21 protein-coding genes and 1 pseudogene are annotated in these 21,413 nt (G+C 74.2%); 9 read left to right on the forward strand and 13 right to left on the reverse strand.

Features of this window, described 5'->3' with window-relative positions:
- Positions 1-623: 623 nt before the first annotated feature.
- A complete protein-coding gene (locus Sdia_RS03840) occupies positions 624-1,232 on the forward strand; it encodes a DinB family protein (RefSeq protein WP_100458356.1) in 609 nt (202 codons plus the stop codon).
- A gap of 28 nt (positions 1,233-1,260) precedes the next feature.
- Here Sdia_RS03840 and Sdia_RS03845 read toward each other — a convergent pair whose 3' ends face one another.
- The 6 genes from Sdia_RS03845 to Sdia_RS03870 all read right to left on the reverse strand — a co-directional run bounded on the left by Sdia_RS03845 (position 1,261) and on the right by Sdia_RS03870 (position 8,463).
- Positions 1,261-2,634, reverse strand: a complete 1,374-nt coding sequence (locus tag Sdia_RS03845; RefSeq protein WP_189500498.1) for a S53 family peptidase — start codon at positions 2,632-2,634, stop codon at positions 1,261-1,263.
- Positions 2,635-2,758: 124 nt separating this feature from the next.
- Positions 2,759-4,087, reverse strand: a complete 1,329-nt coding sequence (locus tag Sdia_RS03850; RefSeq protein ID WP_100458354.1) for a hypothetical protein — start codon at positions 4,085-4,087, stop codon at positions 2,759-2,761.
- A 190-nt stretch (positions 4,088-4,277) separates the two neighbouring features.
- Positions 4,278-4,751, reverse strand: coding sequence for a hypothetical protein (locus Sdia_RS03855; RefSeq protein WP_185393248.1), 474 nt, complete (start codon positions 4,749-4,751; stop codon positions 4,278-4,280).
- Between the two features lie 169 nt (positions 4,752-4,920).
- Positions 4,921-5,613: a GntR family transcriptional regulator gene (locus tag Sdia_RS03860; RefSeq protein ID WP_100458353.1), complete on the reverse strand. Its 693-nt coding sequence runs from the start codon at positions 5,611-5,613 to the stop codon at positions 4,921-4,923.
- 234 nt (positions 5,614-5,847) lie between these two features.
- Complete coding sequence (locus Sdia_RS03865; protein WP_100458352.1) at positions 5,848-7,242, reverse strand: aspartate aminotransferase family protein; 1,395 nt, start codon at positions 7,240-7,242, stop codon at positions 5,848-5,850.
- 147 nt (positions 7,243-7,389) lie between these two features.
- Positions 7,390-8,463, reverse strand: coding sequence for a DUF4034 domain-containing protein (locus Sdia_RS03870; protein ID WP_100458358.1), 1,074 nt, complete (start codon positions 8,461-8,463; stop codon positions 7,390-7,392).
- Between the two features lie 169 nt (positions 8,464-8,632).
- Here Sdia_RS03870 and Sdia_RS03875 point away from each other — a divergent pair, with 169 nt between their 5' ends.
- Positions 8,633-10,552: a serine/threonine-protein kinase gene (locus Sdia_RS03875; RefSeq protein WP_189500501.1), complete on the forward strand. Its 1,920-nt coding sequence runs from the start codon at positions 8,633-8,635 to the stop codon at positions 10,550-10,552.
- A 60-nt stretch (positions 10,553-10,612) separates the two neighbouring features.
- Here the strand turns inward: Sdia_RS03875 and Sdia_RS03880 are convergent, their stop codons facing one another.
- From Sdia_RS03880 to Sdia_RS03890, 3 genes are read right to left on the reverse strand one after another with little or no spacing between them, the layout of a single operon-like run.
- Positions 10,613-10,951 (reverse strand): hypothetical protein, encoded by a 339-nt coding sequence (locus Sdia_RS03880; RefSeq protein ID WP_229831594.1) that lies wholly within the window; start codon positions 10,949-10,951, stop codon positions 10,613-10,615.
- A gap of 45 nt (positions 10,952-10,996) precedes the next feature.
- The gene (locus Sdia_RS03885; RefSeq protein ID WP_124287477.1) at positions 10,997-11,947 is read right to left on the reverse strand and encodes an MvdC/MvdD family ATP grasp protein; all 951 of its coding nucleotides are present in this window, start codon (positions 11,945-11,947) and stop codon (positions 10,997-10,999) included.
- Positions 11,948-11,950: 3 nt separating this feature from the next.
- Positions 11,951-12,145, reverse strand: coding sequence for a hypothetical protein (locus Sdia_RS03890; RefSeq protein WP_100458348.1), 195 nt, complete (start codon positions 12,143-12,145; stop codon positions 11,951-11,953).
- A gap of 186 nt (positions 12,146-12,331) precedes the next feature.
- Here Sdia_RS03890 and Sdia_RS03895 point away from each other — a divergent pair, with 186 nt between their 5' ends.
- From Sdia_RS03895 to Sdia_RS03900, 3 genes are all read left to right on the forward strand, one after another.
- Positions 12,332-13,273, forward strand: a complete 942-nt coding sequence (locus Sdia_RS03895) for a helix-turn-helix domain-containing protein (protein ID WP_100458347.1) — start codon at positions 12,332-12,334, stop codon at positions 13,271-13,273.
- A complete protein-coding gene (locus tag Sdia_RS29895; protein ID WP_229831597.1) occupies positions 13,248-13,364 on the forward strand; it encodes a DUF397 domain-containing protein in 117 nt (38 codons plus the stop codon). The genes Sdia_RS03895 and Sdia_RS29895 overlap by 26 nt, the downstream gene beginning before the upstream one ends.
- A gap of 342 nt (positions 13,365-13,706) precedes the next feature.
- Entirely contained in the window at positions 13,707-14,396 is a 690-nt protein-coding gene (locus Sdia_RS03900; RefSeq protein WP_100458345.1) for a hypothetical protein, read from the forward strand.
- Between the two features lie 17 nt (positions 14,397-14,413).
- On the opposite strand, the gene Sdia_RS03905 is transcribed toward Sdia_RS03900, so the two are convergent.
- Positions 14,414-14,794: a winged helix-turn-helix transcriptional regulator gene (locus Sdia_RS03905; RefSeq protein ID WP_115067665.1), complete on the reverse strand. Its 381-nt coding sequence runs from the start codon at positions 14,792-14,794 to the stop codon at positions 14,414-14,416.
- A gap of 144 nt (positions 14,795-14,938) precedes the next feature.
- Here Sdia_RS03905 and Sdia_RS03910 point away from each other — a divergent pair, with 144 nt between their 5' ends.
- Positions 14,939-15,346: a RidA family protein gene (locus Sdia_RS03910; RefSeq protein ID WP_100458343.1), complete on the forward strand. Its 408-nt coding sequence runs from the start codon at positions 14,939-14,941 to the stop codon at positions 15,344-15,346.
- A gap of 119 nt (positions 15,347-15,465) precedes the next feature.
- Here the strand turns inward: Sdia_RS03910 and Sdia_RS29900 are convergent.
- A pseudogene (locus tag Sdia_RS29900) lies at positions 15,466-15,960 on the reverse strand (ankyrin repeat domain-containing protein); the annotation flags it as partial.
- Positions 15,961-16,033: 73 nt separating this feature from the next.
- Between Sdia_RS29900 and Sdia_RS03915 the strand changes: the two are divergent.
- The gene (locus Sdia_RS03915; protein WP_229831595.1) at positions 16,034-16,579 is read left to right on the forward strand and encodes a methyltransferase domain-containing protein; all 546 of its coding nucleotides are present in this window, start codon (positions 16,034-16,036) and stop codon (positions 16,577-16,579) included.
- Positions 16,580-16,663: 84 nt separating this feature from the next.
- Here Sdia_RS03915 and Sdia_RS03920 read toward each other — a convergent pair whose 3' ends face one another.
- Complete coding sequence (locus Sdia_RS03920; RefSeq protein WP_100458342.1) at positions 16,664-17,218, reverse strand: DUF6328 family protein; 555 nt, start codon at positions 17,216-17,218, stop codon at positions 16,664-16,666.
- 905 nt (positions 17,219-18,123) lie between these two features.
- Here Sdia_RS03920 and Sdia_RS29905 point away from each other — a divergent pair.
- Complete coding sequence (locus Sdia_RS29905; RefSeq protein ID WP_229831596.1) at positions 18,124-18,351, forward strand: hypothetical protein; 228 nt, start codon at positions 18,124-18,126, stop codon at positions 18,349-18,351.
- 527 nt (positions 18,352-18,878) lie between these two features.
- On the opposite strand, the gene Sdia_RS03930 is transcribed toward Sdia_RS29905, so the two are convergent.
- On the reverse strand, positions 18,879-19,448 hold the full coding sequence (locus Sdia_RS03930) for a hypothetical protein (protein ID WP_100458341.1): 570 nt from the start codon (positions 19,446-19,448) through the stop codon (positions 18,879-18,881).
- A 1,538-nt stretch (positions 19,449-20,986) separates the two neighbouring features.
- Between Sdia_RS03930 and Sdia_RS03935 the strand changes: the two genes are divergently transcribed.
- Positions 20,987-21,295: a DUF8827 family protein gene (locus Sdia_RS03935; protein ID WP_003949576.1), complete on the forward strand. Its 309-nt coding sequence runs from the start codon at positions 20,987-20,989 to the stop codon at positions 21,293-21,295.
- The last annotated feature ends 118 nt before the right edge of the window (positions 21,296-21,413 follow it).

Genomic DNA, 21,413 nt, shown 5'->3' on the forward strand with positions numbered 1-21,413 from the left:
TCGGCGGGCGCCCGGCGCCGGTCCGGGGCGTACCGCCGGGCCACCGCCAGACGCGCGGCTCCCGGCCGCGCCTCTCCCCCGGAGTCCTGCCCGGCGCACGCCTCCCAGGGCCGAGCCCCGCGGCCGGCGGCCGCAGGAAGTCCGCCGGATGCCGCGCGAGCACCGCGTTCTCCCCCTCCGGCCAGGAGGGCGACGGCTGCTCGACCGAGAGGCCTGCCCTCCCGGACCAGCCGGAACGCGGCGTACCCCCCGCTGCCGTCCTGTCCGAGGACCCGGAAGCGACCGCCGCCGGCCTCGTCGTTCCCCGCCCACGAGCGGCACCACTCACCGGTCTCCCCGTCGGCAGGAACTCCGGGAACGGCTCGAAACCGACCCCGTCCCCGTCGTCGTGGTCGTGGTCGTCGTCGTGGTCGTGGTCGTCGCCGAACCCGCCGTCGAGCGCGGCGGCCGGCGGCGCGGGGGCCCCGTGACTCCTCGTCAACCGTGCGGCCACGCCGGACGGGCCCGCCGGCAGCGGCCCTCCCCGGCCCGGCCGACGCCTCGGACCACGCTCCGGGCCCGGCGGGCCGGCGCTTGCGGCCACCCCCTGGTCTCCCGAGCCTCCCGGGGGTGAGACTCCCCCCATGACCCGACCCGAACACAGTGACAAGGCGGACCTCGTCCGCTACCTCCAGGAGTCCAGGGACGCCCTGCTCTGGAAACTGGACGGCCTGTCGGAGTACGACGCCAGGCGGCCCCTGACCCCCACGGGGACCAACCTCCTCGGCCTGGTGAAACACCTCACCGGAGTGGAACTCGGCTACTTCGGCGACACCTTCGGCCGCCCGTACTTCACCGGGCAGCCCCTGCCCGGGTGGTGGTGGACCGAGACCACCGACCCCCACGCCGACATGTACGCCACCCCGGACGAGCCCCGCGAGGCGATCACGGACCTGTACCGCCGGGCGTGGCAGCACGCCCAGGCCACGTTCGACGCCCTCCCGCTCGACGCCGTGGGGCACGTCCCGTGGTGGCCGGAGGAGCGCCGGGAGGTCACCCTGCACCACATCATGGTCCGGGTCACCGCCGACACCCAGCGGCACGCGGGCCACGCCGACATCCTCCGCGAACTCCTCGACGGCTCGGCCGGGTTGCTGGCGGGAAAGGACGCCCTGGCGACGGGCGACGCGGAGGACTGGGCACGCCACCGTGACCGCGTGCGGCGGGCCGCCGAGGAGGCCGGGGCCCGCTGACCCGGCGGCGCCGCGCGGCGGGGCCCGCTCAGCGGTCGGTCAGCGCCGGTACCAGCAGGGACGCGTCGACCGTGCCCAGGCCGCTGGCCAGGTCGTAGCCGCGGGTGGCGCGGTGGCCGTCATCGCCGTTGGTGCCGTCGGTGATGTCGAGCAGGCCCGCCTCGCGGCCCGTGTCGACGTCGCGTCCCCGCTCGTACAGGTGGTGGTGGAGCCGACCGACCCGGTCGCCGGCCTCCTGGTCGGCGTCGGCGACGATCCCGGCGAACAGGGGGGCGGCCAGACTCGTCCCGGCCATCGGTACCCAGGCCGGTGTCCTGCCGCCCTCGGTGAAGTGGATCATCGTGGAGCCGTCCCCGGAGGCCGTCATCGACAGGTCGGGCACGCCGCGCTTCCCTCCGACGGCGGGCTCGACCCGGTTCTGGTAGGAGGGCCGGTCGAAGACCTCGGAGACCCCGCCGCCGGAGGCGCCCGCGCGGTCCGCCCACACCACGTCCGGGTCGGTCCGCCGCCCCTCGTCGTCGAGGCCGAGCCGCAGCCCGCCGACCGCGACGACGCTCGGGTCGGACGCGGGCCAGGAGACGCCCCGTACGGGCTCGCCGTCCGCCTCGGTCGGCGCGGCGCCGCCGTCCCCGGCGGGGGCGACCACGGTGATGCCCTTGCGGGCGGCGTCGAGGAAGACCGGCGCCATCTCCTTGAACTCGTCCCGCAGTTCCCGTCCCAGCTCGCCCTTCTCCGGTACGGCGAAACTCACCGACAGCACATCGGCGGAGTCGTCCTCGATCACCTGCCGCGCCACGCCGGCGAGCCGCCGCGCCCCGTTGGCCGTCAGCCCTTCGTCGGCCTCGCCGCGCGCCGCGTCGACCTGGTGCAGCACGACCTTCGCGTCGGGCGCCATCGCGTGCACCGCCTGCACGGCCAGGGTGGTGTCCTTGGCCTGGGAGACCATCACCTCGCTGTCCCAGTCGAACGGCGCAGCCTCCCCGTCCTCGGGCCCGTGCCGCACCACCTCGACCTGCGGCGGGGCCAGCCGCAGCTTCTCGCTGAACGCCCGCAGGTCCGCCTCCAGCACCGGCGACCCGACCGGCATCACCACAGCCACCGTCTGCCCCTTGCCCGTCGCCTCCAGGTCCCGCACGCCGTAGACGTTCCGTAGCTGGTCGAAGGTGTAGCAGGCGGTCCGCTGCTCCTTGCGGCACGCCTCCTGGGCCTCACGCACCGAGGGGTCGGGCTCGTCGGCGGCGGGCGACGCCGGTGCCCGCGTCCCGGGCATCCGCTGCTCGGTCCCGGCTCCCCGCGTCCGCTCGGGCGGCTGCTCCACCGGCTTGACCGCCTGGCACCCCGCGACCAGCGCCGCGGCCGTCAGCACGGCCATCCCCGCCCGCGCCCTCGCTCCCCTGCCCATGTCCCGGCCCTCCACGACGACACCCCCGGACGACCCGAGGCCATCCCACCCTCCGCCGCCGGGGAGGGGGCGGCGAGCGAGAGGGGACCGGCCGGGTGAACGGGTCCCCGCCCGCGCGCCGGGCTCACCAGGCCGGTGCGGGACCGGCCCCGGGCAGCGGCACACCTCTGAGCTGCGGCCCTCTGGCGGGCCCGTTGACGTGGAACGCCTTCCGGACGGCGGCGGCGCCGGTGACCGCGGTCGCCGGGGTGACGGAGTGGTCGACGGGGTCGGGCGGCAGGTCGCCGTAGCGGGCCAGCTCGCGGCGGCAGGCGCGGCACAGGCCCGGCTGGAACATGGGCGCGGCGCAGTTGGTGCAGGCCGGCCGGGAGGCGGGGCGGGGTTTCGGGGGCCGTGGGGCGGGCTTCTTGCGGCGCAGCCGGTCGGCGACCAGGGCGGCGGCCGCGTGCACCCGGTCCGGGAGGCCGCTGGTCAACGCGTGGAACACGGACGCCTCGTCGGCGCCGACCGCGAACCACTCGTCCAGCAGCGGCGCCAGTTCGCGCGCCTCGTCGGCCCCGAGTGTCAGCCGCCGGTCCCGCAGACCGAGCCGGGACAGCACCTCGGCGCTCCCGGTGAGGGGTTCCTCGCGGCGAGGGCGCTGCGGCGCGTCTGCGGGGTCGGGGGGCGGCATCTGGCCCTCGGCCGCCTCGGCGGTCTCCCAGGCGATCGGCGGGGCCTCCAGGGGCGTCGCCGGGCTCGTCGCGGCCGTCGGCGCCGACGCGGTGGAGACCGGTTCCGCGCCGCGGGCGCCGTCCGGCCCGCGGGGCGCGGGGACGAGGCGCGCCGGACCCACCGGGTCCGAGGCCGGTGCCGGTGCCGGGCCCGAGTCCCGCGCGAGGCCCTGGCCCCGCGGCTCGGTCCGCCGCTCCCGCGGCTCCGCCTCCGCTCCCGCGCGGCCCCGCTGCCTGCGCCGCCCACCGGGACCGGCGCTCTCGGCGCCGTGCGCTCCGGGGGAGGGGACTCCCAGGGTGGGGGGTCTTGTACTCCCCGTCTTGCCCGTATGGGTATGGCCGGAGCCGCCGTCGCGCGGTTCACCGGAGTCCGGGTTCCCGCGCAGCGGCCCGCGGGCCGCTGCGGCCTCCGGTACGCCTGGCAGCCCCGGTACACCCGGCTCGTCGACGTACGGCACGTCGAAGACCTCGTAGTGGGTGGAGAGGCGGCCGGCCGGGCCCCGGCTCCTGACCCGGCGGAGGTACCTGGTCTCCTCCAGCTGCCGCAGGGCGGCCGCCACCCGGTCTCGCCCCTCGTCGCGCAGTCCGGCGAGTTGGCGTACCGAGGTCCTGCTGCCGTCAGGGAGCCCGAGGAGGTACGTGAGGATGCCCGCCGCCGTCCACGAAAGGCGCTTGTCGCGCGCCGTGGCGTTGGGAAGAGTGGTGAAAGCGCGCTTGGGCGCGCTACGGTGAATACGCATTCGGGAAGGTCTGTTCCTGATGTCATGACGGCAGGGAGCGGCAACTCCCGTGTTCGTCCGCCCCCGTGTGCTGCGCACCGGGGGCTTTTCCTGTGAGCGGGCATATGCGCCGCTCGACGGCGACTCTATGTGCCGCCAAAAGGGCGAAGGCAAGTCCGAACAGGTATTTCGGGCCCGCACAGACGGATATTCACTCTCCCGGGTGAGACACGGGTGCCGAGTGGTTCTCCTCCAGGTCGTCGAGCACCCCCAGGTCACCCGCCGCCCACGCCAGCAGGGTGCTCCGCAGCAGCAGAGGGTGGACCAGATCGCCGCCTGAGCCGGGCTGGTGCCGCCATTTCAGCGGCCAGGTCCAGCCGCTCAGCGCCGGTACGGGAATGAACGCGATGCGCCCGGACTCGCCCGTCAGCCGTGTCACCCCGTCCGGCCAGCTCCGGTGTCCCGTCGAGCCGACCGGGACCAGGAAGTACACCGCCCGCCGGCCCCTGACCTCCTCGACCACGGGGCCCGGCTCGCCCAGGGTCATCTGCGCCATGGCCTCGGCGATCAGCCGTCCGGCGCCCCCGTCCATCCGGACAGCGTCGAACCGCACGCCCGCTTTGCGCAGCTGGACGCCGCAGGAGGGCACCCAGTCCAGTTCCGTCGCGTGACTTTCCGTATTCATAGGACCAGTGAAGTACCCCGGCAGGACCGTTTCCATGACTCTCTGTCGCTGTTCGCCACCCCGGAAATCTCGCACGAGCGTCACGGGACCACTTGAGTCCTCTTCCGTTCGGAGATGACCGTTTCGCCGGGCGAAGAGCGTCCGGCCGTGAGAAGAACACGACCGGGGCTCAGCGGACGGCGGGGCCGGCCAGTTCCTCGATGAGAGCGAGCGAATCGGCGTTGTAGGCCGCGATGATCGCCTGGGCCTCGGCGTGGCGCTGCTGGGTGAGGGCGTCGATCAAGGCCCCGTGGCCGGTCCACAGACGGCCGCGCAGGTCGCCGTGGCGGCGCAGGTAGGGGACGGAGCAGACCCACGACTGCAGGCGCAGGCGGTAGGCGAAGTCGGAGAGATAGGGGTTGCCGAAGAGGGCGCAGAGTTCCTGCCAGAACCGCAGGTCGTAGCCGATGAGGACGTTGAGGTCCCCGGCGGAGGCGGCCCGGGCGCACTCCTCGCCCCGGCGCCGCACGGCGAGGTAGCGGCCCGGATCGGCGGGGGCGTGGTGGCCGAGCCCGCTGAACATGGCGTCGGCGATCAGCCCCCGGGCCTCGACCATGGCCCGGTAGTCGGTGACCGAGAACTCGTGCACGCGGAAGCCGCGGTGCTGGACGGAGTCGAGCAGCCCCTGCGCGGACAGATCGACCAGCGCCTCGCGAACCGGGGTGGCGGAGACCCCGTACTGCTCGGCGATCTCCTTGACGGTGAACTCCTGGCCGGGGCGCAGCCGTCCGGCGAGGACCTCGTCACGCAGCGCACCGGCGATCTGCTGGCGCAGCGTGGAGCGGGTGACGGCGTGGACGCTGTTCCCGCGCGTCGCGCACATCTGCCTGTCCTTCCCGTTCGCGGTCGCGTATGAGCACGTCAGCCTACGCGCTACGGGAGCCGGGAGCGCCGCGCGTGCGGCGGGAAACGGCTCGGCCGGGGGCCGGCCGGGATCGGCTCCGGCCGGCGCGGGCCGGGCGACGCCTCCCCTGGGGCCACGGAGGGTGACCGATGTTTCACGTGAAACATCGGTCACTTTCCGTGTGCGAGGTCGCCCCCGCCGGGGCGGGATCCGTCAGACGGTGTGTTCGTCGGCGACACTCAGCGCCTCGTCGAGGGCGGCGAAGCCCTCCTTCAGCTCCTCCTCCGTGACGGTGCACGGCGGCACGACGTGGGTCCGGTTCATGTTGATGAACGGCCACAGACCGCGCTTCTTGGCGGCGGCGCCGAAGGCGGCCATCGGCGCGTTGGCCTCGCCGGTGGCGTTGTACGGCACCAGGGGCTCACGCGTCTCGCGGTCCTTGACCAGTTCCAGCGCCCAGAACATGCCGACGCCCCGGACCTCACCCACGCTCGGGTGACGCTCGGCGAGGCGGCGCAGCTCCGGCTCGACCACCTCGGTACCCAGGCGCGCGGCGTTCTCGACCACGCCCTCCTCGTCCATCACCTTCAGCGTGGCGACGGCGGCGGCGCAGGCCAGGGGGTGACCGGAGTAGGTCAGGCCGCCCGGATAGGGGCGCTTGGCGAAGGTCTCGGCGATCTTGCCGCTGATCGCGACGCCGCCGAGCGGGACGTACCCGGAGTTGACGCCCTTGGCGAAGGTCATCAGGTCGGGCACCACGTCGTAGTGGTCGGCGGCGAACCAGGTGCCGGCCCGGCCGAATCCGGCCATGACCTCGTCCAGGATGAAGACGATGCCGTACCGGTCGCAGAGCTCGCGGACGCCCTGGAGGTAGCCGGGCGGCGGCGTCATGATGCCCGCGGTACCGGGGATGGTCTCCAGGATGATCGCGGCGATGGTCTGCGGGCCCTCGTAGGCGAGGGTCGACTCCAGGTGGGCGAGGGCGCGTTCGCACTCCTGCGCCTCGTTCTCCGCGTAGAACGGCGAGCGGTACAGGAAGGGGGCCCAGAAGTGGACGACCCCGGCGCTGCCGCTGTCGGAGGCCCAGCGACGAGGGTCGCCGGTGAGGTTGATCGCGGCGGCGGTGGAGCCGTGGTACGAGCGGTAGGCGCTCAGCACCTTGGTGCGGCCGGTGTGGACACGTGCCATCCGTACGGCGTTCTCCACGGCCTCGGCGCCGCCGTTGGTGAAGAAGATCTTGTCGAGGTCGCCCGGGGTCCGCTCGGCGATCAGCCGGGCCGCCTCGGACCGTGCCTCGACGGCGAAGGCGGGGGCGAAGGTGGCCAGCCGGCCCGCCTGCTCCTGGATCGCCGCGACCACCTTGGGGTGCTGGTAGCCGATGTTGGTGAAGACCAGGCCGCTGGAGAAGTCGAGGAAGCGGTTGCCTTCGTAGTCCCAGAAGTACGACCCCTGCGCGCCGGCCACGGCGAGCGGGTCGATCAGATCCTGCGCGGACCACGAATGGAACACATGCGCCCGGTCGGCGGCCTTGACGGCGGCACCGGTCTGCGGGTCGGGCTCGGGGAGCTCCGGGAGGGGGGAGCCGTGCTGGCTGGACTGAGGGGTCATGCCCACAGGCTAAGAGCGAGGTGCGTGGTCGGGGAATGGGCGGTGTGTCTGGTGCCGGAAGCCGGGGGCGACAGGTTGTCGGGGGCGGGCGCGCCGGAGGCGGCCGGGAAGCCCCGCCGCGCCGCCTGCCCGGGCGGACGTGCCGGGTCAGCCGCGGTTCCGGGCCACCTCGAGCGCGGCCGTCGTCCGTGCCTCGTCGAAGGCGTCCACCGGGTCCCGGCCCCCCTTGCGCCACGGCTCGGCCCCGCACCAGGGCCCGATCGCGCGGAACACCGGCAGCGCGGCCCCGTACATCCCGCACCGCGTCAGGTGATACGCGAGAAGGTGGCGCAGGCCGGGCAGGCGCGGGTCGGTCTCGGGGACGGTGGCGAGCCCGCGGGCCACGATCAGCAGCATCTCCTTGTCCTCCGCCGTGGTCGGCAGCCCGCGCCGGCCCCGCTGCGCCTCGGCCTCGTCCAGCGCGTGCAGGTAGACGCCGCAGAGCACGCTGCCGGGTGGGGCCAGGGCCAGGGTGTCCCCGGCGAACCGCCCCATCAGTTCCTGCGAGCCGTGCCACTTGGGGGCCCAGTACTGGAGCGCCTGGAGGTGGCCGGCCCAGTGATGAGGGGCGCGGGCCCGCAGTTCCTCGAAGAGGCGGGAGAACTGGCCGTGGTCGTAGTCGAGGGCGCGGGCCGCCGTCACCATCACGACCCACGGACCGGGGTCGTCGGGGGCCAGTCCGGACGCCTCGTGGGCGGCCTTCATCGCGTCGGGGAGCATCCGCCGGAAGGTGGCCATGTCCGCCGGGGAGACCTGGTCGGCGTAGGCGCCGCCCCGGATCGACCAGGCCCGGTGCAGCAGCAGCCCGGCCCGCACGGTGGCGGCGTCGCCGCTCTCCGGCCGCGCCTCGCGCCACCGTTGGAGCCAGTCGTCGTCCTCCTGGGCCAGTTCCCGGAGGAGTTCGACGCGTGACCAGCGTTCGTCCCAGTCCTCCCCGGCCGCCTCCACGTAGGCGGCGGCCTGCTTCCACTCGCCCCGGCGGGCGGCGAGGACGACCTCCGCCACGGTCTCGCGACCGGGGTCGGCACGGTGGGGCCCGGCACGGCCGGGGTCCAGCTCCGCACGGGGCACCAGGCCGTGCCGGGCGGGGTCGAACGCCGCCCGCTTCCGGGAACGGCGTATCCAGGAGACCATGGAGGCCGCGCCGAGACCGGCGGCCGCGAGGGCGAAGATGCTGATCACCCGCGAGATCATGACGCCACGCGCCCCTCGCGGCAAGGGGATGCGCCGCCCGCCCCCGCCTTTCGTCCCGGTCCGGACACGAAGCGTGGCGGCCCGGGCGCGAGCGCGGGCCCGCCGACTATCCTCCGGACCGGTGGCAGACGCGGGTTACGGGGGAGGCGGCGCCGCGATGGAACAACTCGGTCCTGAGGACCCGCACCACATAGGGGCGTACCGCCTCCAGGCCCGCCTGGGCGCGGGCGGCATGGGCCAGGTCTATCTGGCCCGCTCCGACCGGGGGCGCACCGTCGCGGTGAAGCTGGTCCGCCGGGAACTGGCCGAACGGGCGGAGTTCCGCGACCGGTTCCGCAAGGAGGTCGCCGCGGCGCGACGGGTCGGCGGCGCCTGGACGGCCCCCGTCCTCGACGCCGACACCGAGGCCGAGGTGCCGTGGCTGGCCACCGGCTACGTCGCGGGCCCCTCCCTCCAGTCGGTGGTCACCTCGCACCACGGCCCGCTCCCCGAGCGCTCGGTCCGCATCCTGGCGGCCGGGCTCGCCCACGCCCTCAAGGACATCCACGCCGCGGGCCTCATCCACCGCGACCTCAAGCCGTCCAACGTCCTCGTCACCCTCGACGGCCCGCGCGTCATCGACTTCGGCATCGCCCGCGCCCTGGAGACCACCGCCGACGCCGACCTCACCCGGACCGGCGCCGTCGTCGGCTCCCCGGGCTTCATGGCCCCCGAACAGGTGCGCGGCGACCGCGTCACCCCGGCCGCGGACGTGTTCTGCCTCGGCTCGGTCCTCACCTACGCGGCCACCGGCACACTGCCCTTCGGCACGGCCGGCAGCGGCGTCCACGCCCTGATGTACCGCATCGCCCAGGAGCCGCCCGACCTGGCGGAGGTCCCCGAGAGCCTCCGGGAACTCATCGGTGCCTGCCTCGCCAAGGACCCCGGGGCCCGCCCCACCCCCGACCGCCTGCTCGCCCTGACCGGCGCCGACGACACCGTCAGCGGCGGCAAGGCCCTCGACCCGTGGCTCCCCGGCGGCCTCGTCGCCCAACTCGGGCGCCACGCGGTCCGCCTGCTGGACCGGGAGGACCCGCAGAGCGACCCCGCGCCGGGACCCGCCGCGGCCGCCGCCCCCGCCGGGCCGCCCGCCTCCGGAGAGGCCGCCGAGGCGGGCACGCCCGCCTCGTCCGAGGCCCCGGCCGCGCCCGTCCCGCCCGATCCCGCCGCCCCCGGCACGCCCCCGCCCGGCGGCGTCAGCCACCTCCCCACGGTCGTCGTCGGCCCCACGCCGCCGCCTCCGCCGCCACCGGCCGCCCAGCCCCAGGCGGCCCCGCCCCGGACCCCGGCCCCGGCCCCGGCCCCGGCCCCGGCCCCGGCCCCGGCGCACGCCTACGTCCAGCCGCACCCCGCCTACGGCTACCCCGGGCCCCACCAGCACCCGGAGCCGGCCCCGACCCCGCCGTACGGACCTGCCCCGCTCCCCGCTCCCGCGCGTGACCGGGGCCCGACGATCCTGCTGCTGGTGGTGGCCCTGCTCGTCGCCCTCGGCGCCGGCGCCGGGGTCTACGCCTTCCTCCGCGGCGGGGACGACGTGGCGAACGATCCGAAGCAGCCCTCCCCCACCGCCTCCGCCGGCCCGGGCGGCGCCCCGGCCCCGGTCGAGCGGCCGCCCTCCGGCGACGACGGCAGCGACGACGGCGACGACGGCGACGACGGCGATGGCGACGGCGACGGCGACGGCGAGACGATCCCCGCCGCCTTCCTGGGTACCTGGTCCACCACCATCGGCGCCTCCGACGACCGCCGCCTCACCCTCCAGCAGGGCGCGGTCGGTGACACGGTGCTCTCGCTGACCGCGACCGGCCCCCTCAAGGGCGGTACCGGCTCCTACCGGTGCGTCTTCCAGGCGGAGCTGACCGCCGCGCCCGGCACGCGCGGGCCGGTGCGCGTCGGCCCGTCGCGGGTGGTGGTCGGCGAGCCGGTGACCTCGTGCAGCGTGGGCGAGTCCACCACGCTGACCCTGCACGGCGACGGCCGCCTCACCCGCGTCAACGACGCGACGGGGGAGTCGCTCACCTACACCAAGGTGGGATGAGCGCGGCCGGCCGGCCGGGCTCGCCGACCGGCCGGCCCGAGGCCCGGCGGACTCGGGACGTCAGGCGGACTCCCCGGCCCGCCCGCCCTTGCGGAAACTCCATCCGGTGTTGAGGCAGGCCTCCGCGAGTGGCTCGAAATAACCCTCCGGGTGACCGAGTTCGGCGGCCAGTTCGTCCCAACGGTGCTCGACCACGTACGCCTTGCAGCGGTCGCAGGCGAACCACTGCTGGGATTCGTGGCGGATCTTCTGCCGCGTGCCCTGCTCGTCGGTGACCCGCCAGAAGTGGACGGACTTGACCGGGAACATCAGGGTGAGGGGGCGGGACGAGTCCCAGCAGAGGGTGCAGTCGCGGGGCGTCCACGTCCGCTCGGGGGACAGGTCGTCGAAGTAGCCCATGGGCGCAGGGTACTCGCGGTCCCCGGGCAGTCGTCCCGCCATCACTCACTCCCGTCGCGCGGCCAGCCAGGCGGCTATCGCCTCCGCCATGGGCATACCCGTCTCGATCTCGGCGAAGAGGAACTGGCCGCCCGCGTTCGCTTCCAGGAACCACGGAACCCCCTCCGGATCGATCGCGAAGTCAATTGCCGCGTAGGTGAGTTGGGCCATGTCCAGGTATCTGCGGACGGCCGCGCGCAGCGACCCGGACACCTCGCCCGCCACCCATTCGCAGGCGTCCGGCGGCAGGAAACGCCAGTCGAGGGTGTCGGTGCGCGGGGTGACGTAGGCCGGGAAGCAGCGGTCGCCCACGACGGTCAGCCGCAGGTCCGTGCGCTTGGGAACGCGCTGCTGGAGGCAGGTGGCGCAGGCCGCGACGCCCGTGAAGTCGGCGTCGGGCGGGACGGCCGCGGTGGGCAGGGTGAGCGGCGGATTCCGCGGGTGACGGCCGGTCACCGACTTGACGACCAGCCCGCCCCCGGCGTCCGCGTACGCCTTCTGGAAGCGGGCGGCCTCGTCGGCGTCGGTGGTGACGAGGGTGTCCGGGACGCGCAGCCCGGCGCGGGCGGCGGTGGCCAGTTGCCAGAGCTTGTGACGAGAGCGCTCCAGGGCGTCCGGATCGTTCATCCAGCGTGCGCCGGTGGCGCGCAGCGCGCCCCAGAGCGCGCGTTCACACTCCAGGGTGATCCAGGCACGCTGCTCCGAGGCGACGTGGGCCCCCGGCGTCCCCGGGCGCCGCACCCACACCGAGCGGATCTCCTCCAGCGCGACGCGCCCGGCCGGGGTGGCCAGGTGACCGGTGACCTCGCCGTCCGGCGTGACGCGGACGGCGAGGTCGATCCGGCCGGGGAAGTCCGCCGGATCGCAACGGAGGACCGGCACGCCGCGCCCGCGCAGCCGGAGCACGACCGCGTCGGCCGTGACGTCCTCCTCGCAGGTCAGGACGAGGACCGTCATCGCTCAGTCGTCCCAGTGGGTCTTGCTCCCGGCCGTGGAGGCGGTGCTGCCCAGCCGGGCGAGGAGCGCGGTGTCCTCGGCCGCGTACCCGCCGTCGGCCAGCAGGTTGACCTGCTCGGACTGGTCGAAGGCGTAAGGCGCCACCGGCTCGCCGGCCTGCGGGCGGGCGTACTGGAGGGCGAAGGGCGTCATCGTCATCGTGCACTCTCCTCGGCGTCTGGCCTCTGTCGGGACACGGGCGGGGGCGTGCCGGTGGCGCCGCGGAGCCTCGGGCAGGCCCCGCCGACCGGACGTCCGGTCAAGGGAACTTGTGCCCAGGACGTGACGAAAGTAGGGACAATCCGGTAATCAATCGCGTTCCTGATTACCCAGACCGGGGGGCAGATGCCAGCGCCGAAGTCCGTGGACCCCACCGCCTCGCTCGCGGCACTGCTCGGCGCGCGCATCCGCCGGCTGCGGAGAGCGAAGGGCTGGAGCCAGACGGAGCTGGCCGCTAAGGGCGCCACCTCGCAGGGCCGCCTCGCCCAGATGGAACTCGGCCGCGAGACCCCCAGTCAGACGGTCTGCCAACTCCTCGACCAGGCACTCGACGCCGACGGCGAACTCCTCGCGCTCTGGGCCCACATCGAGCGCACCCCCTACCCCGACTGGTCCCGCGCCTTCATGCGGTACGAGCAGCGCGCCACCCGGATGCGCAAGTACATGGCCGCCACCGTCCCGGGCCTTCTCCAGACGGAGAGTTACGTACGCACGCTGCTGACCGCGGCCCGGCCCAGCGTCGGCGGCGCTCTGGAGAGCCTGGTACGCGCCCGGCTGGAGCGGCGGCTGCTGCTCACCGGTGAGTCGCCGCCGTACTTCTGGGCCATCCTCGACGAGGCCGTACTGCGCAGACCCATCGGGCCGCCGGAGGTGATGCGGGAGCAGTTGACGTATCTGCTCCACATGCAGGAGACGGAGCGGGTGTCGCTCCAGGTGCTGCCGTTCTCCGCCGGCGTGCACCCGGCGCTCGGCGGCTCGGTCACCGTCCTCAGCTTCGACCGCCGGCCGGACGTCGCCTACCTGGAGAGTTCGCACTCCGGGGAGCTGGTCGACGACCCGGAGGCGGCCGCGGGGTACGGGCTAGCATTCGATCAGCTTCACGCCCAGGCGCTCTCACCCCATGCGTCCGCAGCCATGATCCGCAACGTGTTGGAGGGCCCCTACGGTGTCACTCGCGTCTCCCGACGGCGTCGCCGGTCCGTGGCGCAGGAGCAGCTACAGCAACACGCAGGGTGGAGACTGCGTCGAGGTCCGCGACGACCTGCCCGGCCTGGTTCCGATACGTGACAGCAAGGACCCGGACCGGGGAACGGTGCGGGTCTCGGACCGCGCCTGGCGGGTGTTCCTGACCGTGACGCGGGGCCAGGCGCGGAGCTAGGGCCGCCTCCACATCCCGCGCGGCGGTGTCCGCGGTGGCCGGTGCGTGCTCCCGGCGTGCGGGAGAAGGGTCCTCGTGGTGGAGCTGCCCGGGCCGCCGGCCGGCGCGGTGGGAGTGCGTGCCGGACACCGCCGGGCGGCGCGCGGGGGACGGGACGTGAAGACACCCCGCGGGAGGCCCGGGCCCGTCGGGGACGCCCGGCGGGGCCCCCGGCGGGACCCCCGGCGCGGGCGGCGGCGGTGGCCGCGTGCGAGGGTGGGCGAAGGGCGAAACGGTTCGCCCACGGTCCACGGACCACGGCACACGGGCCACGGCGCACGTCCGGTGAGGGGGGAGTCGGCTATGGCGGAGCAGCGGCAGCACGACCGGCAGACGTCCCCCTCGCGCCTCTCGCGACGCCGCGAGACCGTCGCCGAACTACGCTCCCAGGGCCGTGCGGGACCCGAACTGCGCGACGTGCTCCCCGGCTTCGCCGGGATGGTCCTCGTGACCGCCGGCCCGATGCTGGGCCTGGCCTGGCTGTACCGGGTGCACGGCATCGGCGCCCTGCTCCTCGGGGCCCTGCTGCTCGCGGCCGCCACCCTGGTCGGGGTGCCCTGGCGCCGCGCGGTGGTCCGCCGGCGAGGCGGCCGCTACACCCCGGCCGAACTCGCCGTCCTCGACGACCACGGCCTCGCGGTGGCCGCCGAACGCATACTGCGCCGCGACGGCTGGCACGTCCTGCCCGTGCCGGACGACGGCAGACCCCGGCTGTACGCGCGCGACCGCCGCGACCGCCGCCTGGAGGTGTCGTTCCGCCCGGTCGACGACGGCCCGGGCGTGGCGGAGCCGCCCGGCGGCCCGGCCACCCTGCGCGAGCCGGGCGGCCCCGCCGACGACCGGGTGATCCGGGTCGTGATCAGCATGGGCACGTACAGCCCCGTCGAGGTCGAATGGGCCTCCCGGCCGGGCGGCGACCACCTGGTCGACGGCCGGCGGTTGCAGCAGTGGGCCTCGGGGACCTCGCTGGACGCGCTCGGCCTGCTCGGCTGACCGCCGCCCGAGCCCCCTCACTCCCCGACCCGGCCCCGCGCCCCCTCGATGTGCCCGAGATACCGCTGCGTCCACGCGCACATCAGGTGGGTCGTCTCGCGCAGGGCCAGCCCCGGTTCGGTGAGGGTGTAGTCGACGCGGGGCGGGACGGTCGGGTGCACGTGACGCTCCACCAGCCCGTTCCGCTCCAGCATCCGCAGGTTCTGGGTGAGCATCTTGTGGCTGATGCCCTCGACCCGGTCGCGGACCTCGCTGAAGCGCACGGTGGTGTCGCCGAGCGCGTCGATGATCAACAGCGCCCACTTGTTGGCGAGCTCCGAGAAGATCTCGCGGGCCAGCGAGTCGGCGCGGCTCAGATCCGCGTCCTCGGGTGTGCCGCTGAGCTGCTTGGTCACCATGGGGTTCCCCCGTCACCGAAAAGTGCGTTCTTCCTCGTCAGTACGGACTCTCCTATGGTTCCCGAGTAACCACAAGTGACCGTGGGGCGCGGCCTTCGCGGCCTCCACGACCCCGCGGATGTACGACGACGAGGAGACGGCGACATGGCGATCACCCTGGTGGACCCCGAGGGACTTGTGAAGGTCGGTGCCTACCGGCAGGTGGCCGTGGCGAGCGGATCGCGGCTGGTCTTCGTCGCCGGGCAGGTCGCCTGGGACGCGGACGGCACCACGGTCGGCGTGGGCGATCTCGCCGCCCAGGTCGAACGCTGCTACCTCAACGTCCACACCGCTCTGACCGCCGCCGGCGGCACCTTCGCCGACGTCGCGAAACTGACCGTGTACGTCGTCGACTGGACGCCCGAGAAGATGCCGCAGTTCCTCGACGGGGTCGCCCGCGCCGCCGCGCGACTGGGAGGAACCCCGGCCGCGCCCGGCACGCTCATCGGCGTCGCCGCGCTGGACGCGCCCGAGCACCTGGTCGAGGTGGAGGCGACAGCGGTCCTGGACTGACCGCCGCAGGCCCGCCCGGGCCTCCGCGCCCCACCCGTCGCCCGTCGCCCGTCGCCCGTCGCCTTCCGCCGTCTGCCGTCTGCCGTCTGCCCTGGGCCGTTAACCGTCCGCCGTCCGCCTTCCGCCTTCCGCAGCAGCTGCGCCATCCGGTCGAAGGCGCACCGCTCGGCGTGCTCGCGCGAGGTGACGCCGTCCCGGTCGGCGAGGCCCGGGGTGGCCCCCGGGCGAGCAGCAGACGGACGCACTCCGGGTGGTCCGGGCCCCGTCGCCGAGGATCACCGCCTTGAGGAGCGCGCTCCACCCCGGGGCCGTTGACGTGGTCCACCTCCATCGACGCCTCCCGCAACGCGGCCCCGGACGTACGGCACGTGCCCGCGCTCGGCGGCCGGGATGAGCGCGGTACCGCCGAACCGGTTCCGCAGGGTCTGATCCGGCTCGGGCGGCAGCACCGTCCGCATCATCTCGACGCCGCCGGTGACCCCGGTGAAGCCGGTGACCAGCCAGGCACTGCCGTCCCGGTCGTCCTGCGCGCCCGGACCGGCCCCGACACCGACCAGCGCCCGGGCCACCGCGACATGGCCGCCGAGCGAGGCGAGCAGCAGCGGGGTACGCCCGAGGCGTCGCTCCGACCTGGACCGTCACCGGCGACGACCTCTCGGCCACCAGCCGCGTGCCCCGTACGACCGGGTGATCACGGCCTGTGCCGTCCGCCGCGTCCCCCACGCCTGGCCCCGCCAGACCCCGCCGGGCGGCGTCATCCTCACCACGCTGGGTTCGTGGCCGCACGGCGCCGGGCTCGCCAAGGTCACCGTCGGCGCGGACGGGACCACCGTGGGACGGATCGTCAGGCCGGTCTCGTTCATGCAGGACCACGCCCAGGCCCAGCCACCCGTGACCGGCGACCTGGCCGCGCGTGCGGCCTGCGCCGACAGCGAGCGGGAGGTACGCGTTCCGCCCCCGTCCTGGACGAGTGGACTCCGGCCCTACTCGCCCAGCTGCCCGTCCCGGACGCGCAGCTCGTCCACGCCCGTGCGGCAGAGGGCGAGCAGCGGACGCACTTGTTCGCCCCGTCCGCGAGTCCTCCGCCGGGTTCATTTCCGGCGCACCGGCCTCAGCCGGCTGAGCTGTGCGGCAGCGCGGGCCCGTCCGGCTCTGGGACCAGGTCGAGGAGGTCCTGCTCGCCTGGCGGCGCGGGGAGTCCGGGCATCGACGCCGTACGGCCGGGCGGGGTGACGGAGGCGGCGCACCACTACTGGCTCGACGGCGCGAGCGCCCCGCCCCTGCGCTGGGAGCACGCTCTGCGGTGAGCCGCGCCCCCTACCGCCTCCGCCCCGCCCGGCGCCGGATCATCCACGGCAGCACGTACCAGCACAGCCCGAACCAGACCATCACGCCGCCCACCAGCACCTCGGCCAGCAGCGACGGGACGGCGGTGCGCAGTATCAACAGCAGCGTGCCGCAGATGGTGAGGGCGAGCAGGACCATGCCGCAGACCATGAGGCGGGCGGCGGCGTCGACCAGTTCGTCCTTGACCCGCAGGCCGGAGAGGAACCGGTGGAGGGAGACGGGGGCGATGAGGGAGGCGGTCGCCAGGGCGGCGAGGACCACGGTGGCGACGTAGATACCGCGGTCGAGTCCGGCCAGTTCGCCGAAGAGCGAGGTGAAGGCGACGCTCAGCAGGAAGCCGAAGAGGATCGAAATGCCCGTCTGCGCGACCCGCGTCTCCTGGAGGACCTCGTTCCACTTCCGGTTGACCCGCTCCCGGGCCGTCTCCGGACGCTCCTCCTCCAGCTGGGGCGGCCCCACGGCCGCCGTGCGGGTGTACTGCCCGCAGGAGCAGGAAGGGCAGGTGTACGGGTCGGTCATGGTCATGGTCGGCACCCTCCGTCTCAGCTCCGTCCGTGTGCCCCGATCCGGCACGAACATGCAGGTGGGGCAGGCGCCGCCGGTCCGCCGGGGGACGGAAGCCCCGGCTCTGGGAGCAGCTCGACACCGCCGTCTGGGACGAAGACGGCATCGGCGGCGCCACCACGCGTCCCGGCCTCTTCGACGAGGCGGACGGCATGGACGGGGGGGCCGGCATCGTGCTGCTGCGGACCGAGAACGCGGGGCCCTCTCCGTCCCACCGCCGACGACTTCACCTCGGGGACACCTCGTGGACACCTCGGGGACACCTCGGGCGGGATGCACGGGTGACCGCCACCTTCGACGGGCGCGAGGCGCAGAACGTCGCGGTCGCCGTCAGCCCCGGCAGCGGAGCACCGACGTCCCACTTCACCCCGGCCCGGCCTGGAGTACCCCGGGTCCAGCCTGCGCGTCCCGCGCGTACCGCTGGACCGGGGCGAGCACTGCAAGCTGCTGGTGCTGCTCAGTGGCGGCACCGTCGGCTCCCAGGGGACGGTCAGCGGCGGCGTCCAGGACGGCGACGTGCACCCCGACGAGTCGCTGACCCCGGACGAGAAGCCCTCGGTGTTCAGCCGGCCGGCCCGTCTGGCCTCGATGGCGTTCCTGGCCGGGATCACTTTGCTGGCGGGGCTGCTCGTCACCGACGGGCAGACACCCCCGCCGTTGGAGTGTGCGACGGGCACGCTGGAGGTGCCGGGCTCGACGGCGTTCGCGCCGGTCGCGAAGGAGTCGGCCGAGGCGTACGCGCAGCAGTGCCCCGGCTCGCGGATCACCGTGCCGGCGCACGGGGAGGATCGTCGGCTTACGGGAGTACCGCCGGCTTACGGGAGCTGGCCGAGCGCGGGGCGGCGGAGAGCGGGACCCCGGCGCTGGTGGCGCTCTCGGACGGGCCCGCCCCGGAGCGCCGGGAGACCGGGGACACCGACGCCGGCGGAGGCGGCGGAGGTGCCGGACGCGGCGGAGGTGCCGGACGCGGCGGGCTGGCAGGGACGCGGCTCGCCGCCTCCGCCTGCACACTGCGCGCCCACGAGGAGGTGCCCGTGCGTGATCTGGCCCTGGCCGACCTGCGGCGCGTCTACGCGGGCGAGGTCACCGACTGACGTGAGGTCGGCGCCGGAGGCTCCCTGCCGACCGTGCTGGTCAGCCGGGGCGCCGCGTCGGACATCCGGGGCGTACTGCGACGCCGGCTGCTGAACGGTGCGTTCGAGCCGCCCGCCTCCTCGCGGGACTGCTCACCCGAGGACCACCCGAGGACCACCCGAAGGCGCGCCCGGTCCGCTGCGAGCTGGACAGCACGGAGCAGGTCATCACGACCGCCGCCCGCACCCCGGGCGCGCTCGGCCACAGCGAACCGCGCACCACCAGCACCCTGGAGGGCGTCCACAAGCTCAGCCTCGACGGACAGTGCCCCTAGCTGGACGAAGCGGGCCGCGACGCGTACCCGTACCGGGAGATCGAGTACGTGCGCCTACGGGCGGCCGCCGGCCGACTCGCCGGCCTCCGGATCCTGGCCTTCGCGACGCGCGGGCCCGGGCAGGACGTGGTCCGCGTCCACGGGCACCTGCCGTGCCGGACGCCCGAGGGACTGCGGATGGGCGCCGCCGACTGAGGCTCGGCCGCCCGGGGTTCAGTTGTCGCCCGGCTCCGGGAACTTTTCGCCGAAGTGGTACGGGGCCAGGCAGTAGCTGAAGCCCGCCTCCCCGTTCAGCTCGATCTTCTCCCGCTCGCAGTAGGCCGCGAGGCCGTCAGCGATGCGCCAGCCGCCGCGGCCGCTCTCGCCGTCGAACCAGAAGACGCCGCCCGCGTAATGGATCGTGGCACCGGACTCCGGGTCGGTGAGGTTGAGCGACTCGTAGTTCTCCGGGCGGTCGCGGACCAGGGCGACCAGGTCGTCGGGGACGCCCTCGTAGAGGGAAGCCTGGAGGGCGTAGTCGTCCTCGGCGTAGAGGTTGAGGGAGCCCTCGTGGTCGAAGGTCAGCAGGAGAGCGCGACCGTCGGTGGTGAAGTACCAGACCGCGGACTGGCCACCGCCGTCGTTCCAGGCGAGTCGCTCGGCGCCGTCGACGGTGGTCGGCTCCACGTCCACCTCGGCGGCGACCAGCGCGGCACGCCGCCGGACCTCGTCGAGCGGGGTGGCCTGAAGCGCCTGCCAGGTGGCGTTCTCCGCGAGAAGGGCGCTGCTGCTGTCGTTGCTCATGCGGGGAAGGGTAGGGGACCGGACCGACAACGGCGCCGGCCGGACGGGACGGGCAGCGGGCGTCCGCCACCCGCCACAACCGTCACAGCCGTCACTGCCGCCGGGCCACGCCAGGCGCTCGGAACCGAGTCAGCACGGTAGGCATGGCTGAGCACGCTGAGCGTGGTTGAGCAAGCTGAGCGTGGTTGAGCAAGCTGAGCGTGGTTGAGCACCGTGAACACGTTGAGCCCGAACGTGCCTCGGCGCCCGCCGCGCACCGGTCGAGGTGGGCGCACCGTTCCCGGTGGCCTCGGCACCGATCACGCCGCGGCCGACCGGCCCAGCCCGTGACAGCACACCGGCTGGACGGACAAGGCGAACAAGGCCACCCGAGCGACAGGACGGGGGAGCCGCGTGAACGGCATCGACCAGCACGCCGTAGACGACGCCATCGTCCACGCCTTCAAGGAGGTCAGGAGCGCGATGGACACCCACAGCGAGAAGAGCCTCCGCATGTACGGCGAGGCTCTGACCGCCCTGCAGGAACTGCGCAAGGCGCCGCCGCCGACCAGCCGCCCGCACGCTGAGCACCGACACGCCACTCCTCCCCGCGCCAACGGAGCTGCCGGTTCCCCTACCTGGACACCGGCGCCTCCCGGCCCGTACTCCTCGCCCGCTACGGCCACTTCAGCGGAGGCGCCCCGTACGCACCGCCGAGCACCACCCTCGCCCCGCCACCGCGTGCTCGTCCCGCCCTGCGCGTCCACAGCTTCTCCGAGGGCGACGGCACCTTCACACCGCAGGAGTACACGGCCGACCGGCACCGCCGCACCGCGCGTCCACCGAGACCAGCGCCCGCCCCCCTGCCCTGCCGACCGCCGCCGACCGGTCCACGCCGTGGGCATCGGCGGTCACGCGCCCCCAGCACTCGGACTCTCCCCACCGACCGCGCACCGGCGACAGGGGCAAGGAGGGGACGGCGAGGGCATGACGTCATCGGCTACGTGAACGGCGACAGCGACATAGGTAGGAACGAGGGACGAGTTCCGCTCCGGACGCCACCCTCCTGCGCCTCACAAGCGTCCCTCCACGTCCTGCCCATCCATGCCCGCCCCATTACGCGACCTCACGACAGCCCAAGAACACCCCTGACGGTCCCTCACCCCAAGACCCCCTCACCCGGGATGGCCGCTCTCCCAGAACCGACCGGAACCCCTCACTCCCCGCTCCCCGCCCCATCTCCGACCACCGCCCCGAGCCCTCTGCCCCCCTCTCGGCCCCACACCTCCCACCGCAGGTCAGCCCTCCCCCCACTCCAACCACTTGCCGCAACGATCTTCATTGCCCGGCGTCACACGGCGTGATACACAGAGTGACATTGCGTGTCCTCGGGCGTCGCTCCTCGTTACCGGCGGGGCGCGCGGACGGGTTCCCGCGCAAACTCGGCCAGGGATTGGCGCCAATGAGGTGCCGCAACACCACACTCCTCGGCGAGAATGGGCGTGACCTCTGCACACCGGCAGGGGGCCAGGAACAACCCACTAGGGGCGGTGAGTTACATGCTTATGGCAGCCGACAAGGGCGACATCACCACCATCATCGGCGGGATCGCCCCCAACTGGGGGCCCTTCGGCGAGCTGGGGAACGAAGCGAAGACCATGATCCAGGTGGTCATGGCCATCGCCATCCTGCTCTGCCTGGGCATCGCGATCTGGGGCGCGGCCAAGCAGCGCATCGGCGCGACGGCACTGCGCGACACCTTCAGCGCTGAACAGGGCAAGGGCCTGATCATCGCCGGTCTGACCGGCGTCTTCATCATCGGCTCCCTCGGCACACTCTTCACGATCGTGTACGGCATGGCCGTCTGACCGCCCGTCCCGCCCCGCGCCCCCGTCCCCACCAACCGCCCGTCGCGCCCACCGGCTGAGGTCGTGTCTCCCTGATGTCCAGTCACCACACCGCGCCCGCGCGGCCACGAGCAGGACT

This window comes from Streptomyces diastaticus subsp. diastaticus (assembly GCF_011170125.1).
Lineage (GTDB): Bacteria > Actinomycetota > Actinomycetes > Streptomycetales > Streptomycetaceae > Streptomyces > Streptomyces diastaticus.

Excerpts from the sequence above, each read along its gene's own strand:
- Sdia_RS03840 (WP_100458356.1), top strand. The coding sequence starts at position 624 with ATGACCCGACCCGAACACAGTGACAAGGCGGACCTCGTCCGCTACCTC.
- Sdia_RS03900 (WP_100458345.1), top strand. The coding sequence starts at position 13,707 with ATGGCGGAGCAGCGGCAGCACGACCGGCAGACGTCCCCCTCGCGCCTC.
- Sdia_RS03910 (WP_100458343.1), top strand. The coding sequence starts at position 14,939 with ATGGCGATCACCCTGGTGGACCCCGAGGGACTTGTGAAGGTCGGTGCC.
- Sdia_RS03875 (WP_189500501.1), top strand. The coding sequence starts at position 8,633 with ATGGAACAACTCGGTCCTGAGGACCCGCACCACATAGGGGCGTACCGC.
- Sdia_RS03845 (WP_189500498.1), bottom strand. The coding sequence starts at position 2,634 with ATGGGCAGGGGAGCGAGGGCGCGGGCGGGGATGGCCGTGCTGACGGCC.
- Sdia_RS03930 (WP_100458341.1), bottom strand. The coding sequence starts at position 19,448 with ATGAGCAACGACAGCAGCAGCGCCCTTCTCGCGGAGAACGCCACCTGG.
- Sdia_RS03885 (WP_124287477.1), bottom strand. The coding sequence starts at position 11,947 with ATGACGGTCCTCGTCCTGACCTGCGAGGAGGACGTCACGGCCGACGCG.
- Sdia_RS03855 (WP_185393248.1), bottom strand. The coding sequence starts at position 4,751 with ATGAATACGGAAAGTCACGCGACGGAACTGGACTGGGTGCCCTCCTGC.
- Sdia_RS03850 (WP_100458354.1), bottom strand. The coding sequence starts at position 4,087 with ATGCGTATTCACCGTAGCGCGCCCAAGCGCGCTTTCACCACTCTTCCC.
- Sdia_RS03935 (WP_003949576.1), top strand. The coding sequence starts at position 20,987 with ATGCTTATGGCAGCCGACAAGGGCGACATCACCACCATCATCGGCGGG.
- Sdia_RS03865 (WP_100458352.1), bottom strand. The coding sequence starts at position 7,242 with ATGACCCCTCAGTCCAGCCAGCACGGCTCCCCCCTCCCGGAGCTCCCC.
- Sdia_RS03890 (WP_100458348.1), bottom strand. The coding sequence starts at position 12,145 with ATGACGATGACGCCCTTCGCCCTCCAGTACGCCCGCCCGCAGGCCGGC.
- Sdia_RS03880 (WP_229831594.1), bottom strand. The coding sequence starts at position 10,951 with ATGGGCTACTTCGACGACCTGTCCCCCGAGCGGACGTGGACGCCCCGC.
- Sdia_RS03905 (WP_115067665.1), bottom strand. The coding sequence starts at position 14,794 with ATGGTGACCAAGCAGCTCAGCGGCACACCCGAGGACGCGGATCTGAGC.
- Sdia_RS03860 (WP_100458353.1), bottom strand. The coding sequence starts at position 5,613 with ATGTGCGCGACGCGCGGGAACAGCGTCCACGCCGTCACCCGCTCCACG.
- Sdia_RS03895 (WP_100458347.1), top strand. The coding sequence starts at position 12,332 with ATGCCAGCGCCGAAGTCCGTGGACCCCACCGCCTCGCTCGCGGCACTG.
- Sdia_RS03920 (WP_100458342.1), bottom strand. The coding sequence starts at position 17,218 with ATGACCATGACCGACCCGTACACCTGCCCTTCCTGCTCCTGCGGGCAG.